This is a genomic window from Streptomyces sp. NPDC054840, assembly GCF_053611065.1.
This window is the reverse complement of the sequence record NZ_JBSGZP010000285.1, coordinates 1-8,755: the sequence shown is the minus strand read 5'-3', so window position 1 is coordinate 8,755 and position 8,755 is coordinate 1. Positions and strand designations below refer to the sequence as shown.

The window sequence follows — 8,755 nt, the reverse complement described above, 5'->3', positions numbered from 1 at the left end:
GGACCAGGCCCGTGGCCGGTTTCGGTCCGAAGGACGTGGACTTGCGGGGCATGGTGACGCCTTGGCGGGCCAGGTCCCGTACGACTTCCTCGCGTACCGGATGCAGCAGGACCGCCGTGCCGCCGTGCCGCTCGGCCATGGCCACGGTGGACGCGGCGTCGTGGATGTACGTGATCTGGTCCGGGGCGTCCGGGATGTGCCAGAGGGCGTCGAGCAGGGTCGCGTGCAGGACGGTGGCGTCCAGCCGGCGCCAGGCCTCCGGTCGGTCGTGGCGGACCGTGGTGTCGAGGAGTGCCAGGTCAGGGTCGGTGACCAGGTGGAAGGCTCCGTCACCGGCGATCAGGAAGGCGTTGCCGCGTTCCGAGGCGTCCCCGAGGGTGTCCAGGGCCAGCGGGAGCGGGCCGTCGACCGGGCGGACGCGGAAGTGGCCGTCGAGGGCGGCGAGGGCGTCCACCACCGGGAGGCGGCGCAGCATCCGGTGGATGGCGCGGACCTGGAGCGGGTAGCGGGCGGTGTCCACGAGAAGGACGAGGCCGAAGTCCCAGGCGGTGGGGGAGCCGTGCTCCTCCTGGAGGCGCAGGTACGTCGCCCAGCGGTGGTGGCCGTCGGCGATGAGGGCTTGGCGGTGGCTGAGGTCCGCCGTGACGGTGGCGAGTTCGGCCGGATCCGTGATGGCCCACAGGCGGTGCTGGAAGCCGTCCTCGGTGGTCGTCGACAGGAGGGGGGCGAGCTGTGCGGTCCGTTCGACGACCGCGGCCGCTCCCGTGCCGGGGTCCTCGCCCCGGTAGGTGAGCAGCAGGGGTTCGAGGTTGGCGGAGGTCGCCCGCATCAGGCCGGCCCGGTCGGTGACCACGTCCGGCATGACGTCCTCGTGGGGCAGCACGATGCCGGCGTCGGCGGTGGACAGGGCGAGGGCACCGATGAGGCCGCGCTGCAGCAGGCCGGCCCTGCGCTGCTCGTACACGTAGAGCGCGGGCTCGGGGTCGGCGCTGAGGATGCCCTCCGCGAGCCAGTCGTGCAGGGTGCGCGCGGCCTGCTCGTTGCGCGCGGCCGGGGTACCCGCCTGGGGGAGGATCAGGCGGACGATGTTGTGCGGGTCGGCGGATTCGAGGTGGTCGACTCCGTCGGGGCGCACGACCACGTCGTACGGCGGCGAGGTGACGGCGGCGAGGCTGCCGACACGCTCGGGGACGTAACGCAGGCCATGGAACGGGATCAGGCGCAGCCCATGCTCCGCGGTACCAGATGTGGTCATTGGTGCATGGTAAGACGCGTCTCGCCATGCGGGATGATCGGGGCAGTACGGAATCGGACAAGGTCGATCTCATGAGGAGAGGACAGGATGACCCGGCAGAACAGGACCAGTCCCGCGGCGAGTGAGCAGAGTCTGCACCAGGCCTACGACACCGCCCTGCTGGATCTGGACGGGGTGGTGTACGCGGGCGGCGAGGCCATCGCGTACGCGGCGGAGTCCCTCGCCGCGGCCCGGGCGGACGGGATGCACCTCGCGTACGTCACGAACAACGCGCTGCGCACACCGGACGCGGTCGCGGAGCACCTGGGTGAGCTGGGCATCCCGACGGAGGCGGCCGAGGTGATCACCTCGGCGCAGGCGGTCGCCCGGCTGATCGCGGAGCAGGTGGAGCCCGGGGCGAAGGTGCTGGTGATCGGCGGGGACGGGCTGCGGGTGGCGCTGCGCGAGCGGGATCTGGTTCCGGTGGACTCGGCCGAGGAGGAGGGGCTCGCGGCGGTCGTCCAGGGGTACGGGGGTCCCGACCTGCCGTGGGGGCGGTTCGCGGAGGCCTCGTACGCGATCAACCGCGGGGTGCCGTGGTTCGCGTCGAACACCGACCTGACGATTCCGGGGGCGCGGGGGATCGCGCCGGGCAACGGGGCCGCCGTGGAGGTCGTTCGGATCGCCACGGGCGCGGAGCCGCAGGTGGCGGGCAAGCCGCTGCCCCCGATGCACCGGGAGACGGTGCTGCGTACCGGGGCGGAGCGGCCGCTGGTGGTCGGCGACCGGCTGGACACCGACATCGAGGGTGCCTTCAACGGGGAGGTGGACTCGCTGCTGGTGCTGACCGGGGTCACGGACGCGGAGCAGCTGCTGCGGGCCGAGCCGAGGCACCGCCCGACCTATGTGGACCGGGATCTGCGGGGGTTGCTGACCGGGCAGCCGGAAGTGGAGCCGTTCGCGGAGGGTTTCCGCTGCGGCGGCTGGACGGCGGTCGCGACGAACGGCGGAGTGCTGGAGCTGCGAGAGACCGGGGAGAACAAGGAGACCAGAGAGACCGGCGAGACCGGGGAGGGCGCGGAGAACGGGGAGACGGGGGATCCGCTCGACGGGCTGCGGGCGCTGTGCGCGGCGGCCTGGACGGCGGCCGGGGACGGGGTCTGCACGCTCGATGCGGCGAAGGCACTGGCCAGGCTGGGTCTTTAGGGCACTCCGGGGGACCCGCCCGTGCGGAAGGTAGGTTAGCCTAACCTGCGTGTTGGTCGAGAGTCCCCCTGAACCCGAACGGAGCGCGGCGCCCGAAGACGGCGCCGACGCCGCCGTAGCCCGCCCGCGCCATGCCGCGCGCGCCGCCGGTCTGCTCGCCGCTCTCGCGGTGCTGGCACTGGTCGCCGTCGTGAGCATCGCCGTGGGTGCCAAGCAGATGTCCCTGGACGAGGTCTGGCACGGCCTGTTCGCCTACGCGGGAACGCCCAACGACGTGGTGGTGCGGGATCTGCGGATCCCGCGCACCCTGCTCGGGCTGCTGGTCGGGGTCGGACTCGGCCTGTCCGGCGCCGTGATGCAGGCGCTGACCCGTAACCCGCTGGCCGAGCCCGGAATCCTCGGCGTCAACGCCGGTGCCGCGGCCGCCGTGGTCTCCGCGATCAGCTTCTTCGGCGCGAGTTCGCTGAGCGAGTTCGTGTGGTGGGCCTTCCTCGGCGCCGCCTTCGTCTCGGTCCTCGTGTACGTGCTCGGCGGCAGCCGCAGCGCCACCCCGGTGCGCCTCGCGCTCGCGGGTACGGCGGCCAGCGCGGCGCTCGTCGGCTACATCAACGCCGTGCAGCTGATGGACAGCAAGGCGCTGGACAAGCTGCGCTTCTGGACGGTGGGTTCGCTGACCTCGGCCACCATGGAAACCGTCCGGCAGGTGGCCCCCTTCCTGCTCGTCGGCGCGGTGCTCGCGCTGCTGCTGGGCCGGCCGCTCAACGCGATGGCGATGGGCGACGACACGGCGCGGGCACTCGGCGCGCACCTGACGCGGACCCGGGTCGGCGCCATGGTCGCCATCACCCTGCTGTGCGGTGCGGCGACCGCCGCGTGCGGGCCCATCGTGTTCATCGGACTGATGGTCCCGCACCTCGTCCGGGCCTTCACCGGTCCCGACATGCGCTGGGTGCTCGCCTACTCGGCCGTCCTGTCGCCGGTCCTGCTGCTCGGTTCCGACATCATCGGCCGTGTCGTCACCCGGCCCGCCGAACTGCAGGTCGGCGTCGTGACCGCGCTCATCGGCGGCCCGGTCTTCATCTACCTGGTTCGGCGCAAGAGGATGGCCCAGCTGTGACCGCGACCGCGACCGCGACCGAGACCGAATCGCCGACCGGAACCGTGACCGGTACCCCCCCTAGGGGCGGCAGGTCAGGACCCCGTCCACTGCACCTGCCCGGCGGGGTCTCGCTGCGCGTCGAGCGGCGCGCCCTGGCCGTCGGGGTCCTGCTGACCGTCGCGGCGCTCGCGATGGCCGTCGTGCTCATCGGTACCGGCGACTTCGAGATCGCGCCGTGGGACGTCGTACAGACCCTGCTGGGCAACGGCACCCCCGCCACCGATTTCATCGTCAACGACCTGCGGCTGCCGCGGGCCCTGGTCGCGCTGCTCGTCGGCGCGGCGCTCGGGATCTCCGGAGCCGTCTTCCAGTCCGTCTCGCGCAATCCGCTCGGCTCCCCGGACCTGCTGGGCTTCGGCTACGGCTCGGCGGTCGGCGCGCTCGTCGTCATCATCCTGTTCAAGGGCGGAGCCACCGAGGTGGCCGTCGGCGCCCTGGTCGGCGGTCTGCTGGCCGGAGCCGTCGTCTACCTGCTCGCCTACAAGCAGGGCATCCAGGGCTACCGGCTGGTGCTGGTCGGCATCGGCGCCTCCGCCGTGCTCATCGCCGTGATCCAGTACCTGATCACGAAGGCGCAGATGACCGAGGCCACCCGGGCCATGGTCTGGCTGACCGGCTCGCTGGCCGGCCGGGACTGGGCGCAGGTGTGGCCGCTGCTAGCGGTGTGCGCGGTGCTCTTCCCGCTGGTTCTCGGGCAGGGCAGGGCCCTGCGGATGATGGAGATGGGCGACGACGCCGCGTACGCGCTCGGGGTGCGGGTGGAGCGGACGCGGCTGCTGCTGATGATCGCGGCGATCCTGCTGACCACCGCGGCGAGCGCCGCGGCCGGGCCCATCAGCTTCGTCGCGCTGGCAGCGCCGCAGCTGGCCCGTCGGCTGACCCGCTCGCCCGGCGGGAACCTGGTGAACGCCGCCCTGATGGGGTCGGTGCTGCTGATGGTGTCCGACTGGGCCTCGCAGCGGGCCTTCGGCGCCGACCAGCTGCCGGTGGGTGTGGTGACAGGCCTCGTCGGCGGTGTCTACCTGCTCTGGCTGCTCGTCACCGAGCGCAAGGCGGGACGTATATGAACCTGATGAGGAGTACGCAAGTGCAGCGGCTGACCGCGGAGAACGTGACCCTCGGCTACGACCAGCGGGTCATCGCCGAGAACCTGTCGGTGGAGATCCCCGACAACTCCTTCACGGTGATCGTCGGCCCCAACGCCTGCGGCAAGTCCACGCTGCTGCGGGCCCTGTCGCGGATGCTGAAGCCGTCCACCGGACGGGTGCTGCTGGACGGGCAGGCCATCGGGTCGATGCCCGCGAAGAAGGTCGCCAAGACCCTGGGCCTGCTTCCGCAGTCCTCGATCGCGCCTGACGGCATCACGGTGGCCGACCTGGTCTCGCGCGGCCGGTACCCGCACCAGGGGCTGCTGCGGCAGTGGTCGGCCGAGGACGAGCGGGTCGTGAACGAGTCGATGGCCTCGACCGGGGTCGCGGAGCTCGCGGACCGGGCGGTGGACGAGCTGTCGGGCGGCCAGCGGCAGCGTGTGTGGATCGCGATGGCGCTGGCCCAGCAGACGCCGCTGCTGCTGCTCGACGAGCCGACGACGTACCTGGACATCCAGCACCAGATCGACGTGCTGGACCTGTGCGCGGAGCTGCACGAGACGCAGGGGCGGACGCTGGTGGCGGTGCTGCACGACCTGAACCACGCGGCCCGGTACGCGACGCATCTGATCGCGATGCGGGGCGGGAAGGTCGTCGCGGAGGGGCCGCCGGCGGAGGTGGTCACCGTGGAGCTCGTGGAGAAGGTGTTCGGGCTGCGCTGCCAGGTGATCCCGGATCCGGAGACGGCGACGCCGCTGGTGGTTCCGGCGGCGCGCAAGGCCCGTGTGGTGGCCCGGGCCGAGTAGCCCTGCGGGCGGGCGGGCCGTGCCGCGGATGCGGGCCCGGCGCCGTTGCCGGGGGGCCCTGCCCCGGACCCCCGCGCCTCGAACGCCCGCGAGGCTCGAAAGATCGCCTCAAGCGCCGGGCGGGGCGGGATGGGCCGACGGGGCCGAAAGAGCGGTCCGGGCCGAGGCGGGCGGCTTCCTAGAGCATGCTCTTGAGGCGGAGGAGGTCGCGGAATCCGGCCTCCAGTTTGACTCGGCCCGTGGCCCAGGCCTTCGCGAACTTCAGCTCGCCCGCGACCAGGGCCACGAGGTCGTCGCCCGTCATCGCGAGCCGGATCTCCGCCTTCGCGGCGGGCGGGCCGGGGGCGACCGCGTCCACCCGGATCCGGCCCCCGTCGAGGCGGCCGGTGAACGTCTGGTCCAGGTCGGTGATGTGGCAGCTCAGGGAGCGGTCGAACGCGGCCGCGCCGCGCACGTCGGCGTCGGCCCGTGCGAGATTGCCGGAGAGGTTGTCGAGTGCTTCGCGGCACTCCTGGATCGTAGCCATCGTGATCACGACCGTACCGCAGAGCCATGCGTGGTCGCGGGCCGCTTCGCGGTAGCGTCGGGGCATGACCGACGAAGCCGCCGACCCCCGGGTCGAAGCCTCCGACGAGCCCGCCGGGCCCGCCGGACCCGTGTCGCTGGGCCTCGTACGCACGCCCACCGGCCACGTCGGCGTGGACGCGCACCTGGCGCGGCTGGCGGAGGCCGACCACCTCGCGGCGGACGGACACGCCGAGGTGTACGAGGATGTGCACCGGGGGCTGCGTGAGGCGCTGACCGCGCTGGACGCACCGCCCGTCCCCGGACCGTACGAAAACAGGAGCTGAACCGAACGTGGCAGGAGTGGCACGCCGCCGCCTGGACGCCGAACTGGTACGCCGCAGCATGGCCCGCTCGCGCGAACACGCCGCGCAGCTGATCGCCGCGGGCCGGGTGACCGTGGGCGGCACCACCGCGACCAAGGCGGCCACCCAGGTCGAGACCAGCGCGGCCCTGGTGGTCCGCAAGGACGACAGCGACCCCGACTACGTCTCCCGGGGCGGCCACAAGCTGGCCGGCGCGCTGGCCGCCTTCCAGCCGCGCGGGCTGGCGGTCGAGGGCCGCCGAGCGCTGGACGCCGGCGCCTCCACCGGCGGGTTCACGGACGTGCTGCTGCGCTCGGGCGTGGCCCACGTGATGGCCGTGGACGTCGGTTACGGGCAGCTGGCCTGGTCGCTGCAGAGCGACGACCGGGTCACGGTCAAGGACCGTACGAACGTGCGCGAGCTGACGGTGGATCAGCTCGACGGGCTTCCGGTCGACCTGGTCGTCGGTGACCTGTCGTTCATCTCCATCGGTCTGGTGCTGCCGGCGCTGGTGCGCTGCTGCGCGCCGGACGCGGACCTGGTGCTGATGGTCAAGCCGCAGTTCGAGGTCGGCAAGGACCGGCTGGGCAGCGGCGGCGTGGTGCGCAGCGCGGAGCTGCGGGCCGAGGCCGTACGCGAGGTCGCGGCACAGGCGGCGAAGCTGGGACTGGGCGTTCTCGGGGTGACGGCGAGTCCGCTGCCGGGGCCGTCGGGGAACGTCGAGTACTTTCTGTGGCTGCGGGCGGGGGCACCGGCCCTCGACCCGGCGGATGTTGACCGTGCAGTGGCGGAGGGGCCGCAGTGACAGATTCATCGGGTACGGCGGGATCGGGTTCAGGGGTTTCGGGGGAAGGGCGGACGGTCTTCCTGCTCGCGCACACGGGACGGCCGGCGGCCATCCGCAGCGCCGAGCTGGTGGTGCAGGGTCTGCTGCGATGCGGGCTGGGTGTGCGCGTCATGGAGCACGAGGCGGTGGACCTGCCGCTGCCTCCCCAGGTGGAGCTGGTCACCGAGGCCACCCCGGGGGCCCTCGACGGCTGCGAGCTGCTCATCGTCCTCGGCGGGGACGGGACCCTGCTGCGGGGCGCGGAGTTCGCGCGCGCCTCGGGGGTGCCGATGCTGGGCGTGAACCTGGGCCGGGTGGGGTTCCTCGCCGAGGCCGAGCGCGATGACCTGGACAAGGTCGTGGACCGGGTGGTGGCGCGCTCGTACGAGGTCGAGGAGCGGATGACCCTCGACGTGATCGTGCGCACGAACGGCGATGTGGTCCACCGGGACTGGGCGCTGAACGAGGCCGCGGTCCAGAAGGTGTCCCCGGAGCGCATGCTGGAGGTGGTCCTGGAGATCGACGGGCGCCCGGTGACCGGCTTCGGCTGCGACGGGATCGTCTGCGCGACTCCGACGGGCTCCACGGCCTACGCCTTCTCAGCGGGCGGGCCGGTGGTCTGGCCGGAGGTGGAGGCGCTGCTGATGGTGCCGATCAGCGCGCACGCGCTGTTCGCGAAGCCGCTGGTGACCTCGCCGACGTCGGTGCTGGCGGTGGAGGTGCAGAACGGCACGCCGCACGGCGTGCTGTGGTGCGACGGGCGGCGCATGCTGGAGCTGCCCGCCGGAGCGCGGGTCGAGGTGCGGCGGGGGGCGGTGCCGGTGCGCCTCGCCCGGCTGCACCACGCGTCCTTCACCGACCGGCTCGTCGCCAAGTTCGCGCTGCCGGTGTCGGGTTGGCGAGGGGCGCCCCACTGAGGCGCAGCTCACACGTCTCTAATAGCACATCCGTTCGAACAACTCGGAACGGGTGACGTCACATGGCACCCATGAAACCTCGGTATCGTCGTCCCGTGCTTGAGGAGATGCGGATACGGTCGCTCGGGGTCATCGACGACGCGGTGGTCGAGCTGTCGCCCGGATTCACCGCGGTGACCGGCGAGACCGGCGCGGGCAAGACGATGGTCGTCACCAGCCTCGGGCTGCTGCTCGGCGGTCGCGCCGACCCGGCCCTGGTGCGGATCGGGGCCAAGGCCGCGGTGGTCGAGGGCCGCATCGTCATGCGCCCGGACGCCCCCGCTGCCGTACGCGCCGAGGAGGCCGGGGCCGAGCTCGACGACGGAGCCCTGCTGATCAGCCGGACCGTGTCCGCCGAGGGGCGCTCGCGCGCCCACGTCGGAGGCCGCTCCGTGCCCGTCGGCCTGCTCGGCGAGCTCGCCGACGACCTGGTCGCCGTACACGGGCAGACGGACCAGCAGGGGCTGCTGCGCCCCGCCCGGCAGCGGCAGGCGCTCGACCGGTACGCGGGCGACGCGGTCGCCGCGCCCCTCGCCAAGTACGCGGGGGCATACCGGAGGCTGCGCGCGATCTCGGCGGAGCTGGAGGAGATCACCACGCGCGCGCGAGAG

10 protein-coding genes are annotated in these 8,755 nt (G+C 72.8%); 8 read left to right on the top strand and 2 right to left on the bottom strand.

What is annotated here, in order from left to right:
• A partial coding sequence (locus ACWGIU_RS20690; RefSeq protein ID WP_453707825.1) for a DUF1015 family protein occupies positions 1–1,255 on the bottom strand: 1,255 nt, incomplete at its 3' end.
• An 87-nt stretch (positions 1,256–1,342) separates the two neighbouring features.
• Between ACWGIU_RS20690 and ACWGIU_RS20685 the strand changes: the two genes are divergently transcribed.
• Genes ACWGIU_RS20685 through ACWGIU_RS20670 form a run of 4 tightly spaced genes read left to right on the top strand, consistent with a single transcriptional unit; the run spans position 1,343 to position 5,493 of the window.
• Positions 1,343–2,440, top strand: a complete 1,098-nt coding sequence (locus tag ACWGIU_RS20685; RefSeq protein WP_453707823.1) for an HAD hydrolase-like protein — start codon at positions 1,343–1,345, stop codon at positions 2,438–2,440.
• A gap of 49 nt (positions 2,441–2,489) precedes the next feature.
• On the top strand, positions 2,490–3,557 hold the full coding sequence (locus ACWGIU_RS20680) for a FecCD family ABC transporter permease (RefSeq protein WP_453707821.1): 1,068 nt from the start codon (positions 2,490–2,492) through the stop codon (positions 3,555–3,557).
• Positions 3,558–3,601: 44 nt separating this feature from the next.
• Positions 3,602–4,666, top strand: a complete 1,065-nt coding sequence (locus ACWGIU_RS20675) for a FecCD family ABC transporter permease (protein WP_453707831.1) — start codon at positions 3,602–3,604, stop codon at positions 4,664–4,666.
• A gap of 5 nt (positions 4,667–4,671) precedes the next feature.
• The gene (locus ACWGIU_RS20670) at positions 4,672–5,493 is read left to right on the top strand and encodes an ABC transporter ATP-binding protein (protein WP_453707819.1); all 822 of its coding nucleotides are present in this window, start codon (positions 4,672–4,674) and stop codon (positions 5,491–5,493) included.
• 178 nt (positions 5,494–5,671) lie between these two features.
• Here the strand turns inward: ACWGIU_RS20670 and ACWGIU_RS20665 are convergent, their stop codons facing one another.
• Positions 5,672–6,019 carry an SCP2 sterol-binding domain-containing protein gene (locus ACWGIU_RS20665; protein ID WP_453707829.1) on the bottom strand — a complete coding sequence of 116 codons (348 nt, stop codon included), beginning with the start codon at positions 6,017–6,019 and terminating at the stop codon, positions 5,672–5,674.
• A gap of 64 nt (positions 6,020–6,083) precedes the next feature.
• On the opposite strand from ACWGIU_RS20665, the gene ACWGIU_RS20660 reads away from it, so the two are divergent.
• The 4 genes from ACWGIU_RS20660 to ACWGIU_RS20645 form a co-directional block, all read left to right on the top strand.
• The gene (locus ACWGIU_RS20660) at positions 6,084–6,344 is read left to right on the top strand and encodes a hypothetical protein (protein WP_453707817.1); all 261 of its coding nucleotides are present in this window, start codon (positions 6,084–6,086) and stop codon (positions 6,342–6,344) included.
• Between the two features lie 7 nt (positions 6,345–6,351).
• On the top strand, positions 6,352–7,167 hold the full coding sequence (locus ACWGIU_RS20655; protein ID WP_453707815.1) for a TlyA family RNA methyltransferase: 816 nt from the start codon (positions 6,352–6,354) through the stop codon (positions 7,165–7,167).
• Complete coding sequence (locus ACWGIU_RS20650) at positions 7,164–8,105, top strand: NAD kinase (RefSeq protein WP_453707813.1); 942 nt, start codon at positions 7,164–7,166, stop codon at positions 8,103–8,105. The genes ACWGIU_RS20655 and ACWGIU_RS20650 overlap by 4 nt, the downstream gene beginning before the upstream one ends.
• A gap of 107 nt (positions 8,106–8,212) precedes the next feature.
• A partial coding sequence (locus ACWGIU_RS20645; RefSeq protein ID WP_453707827.1) for an AAA family ATPase occupies positions 8,213–8,755 on the top strand: 543 nt, incomplete at its 3' end.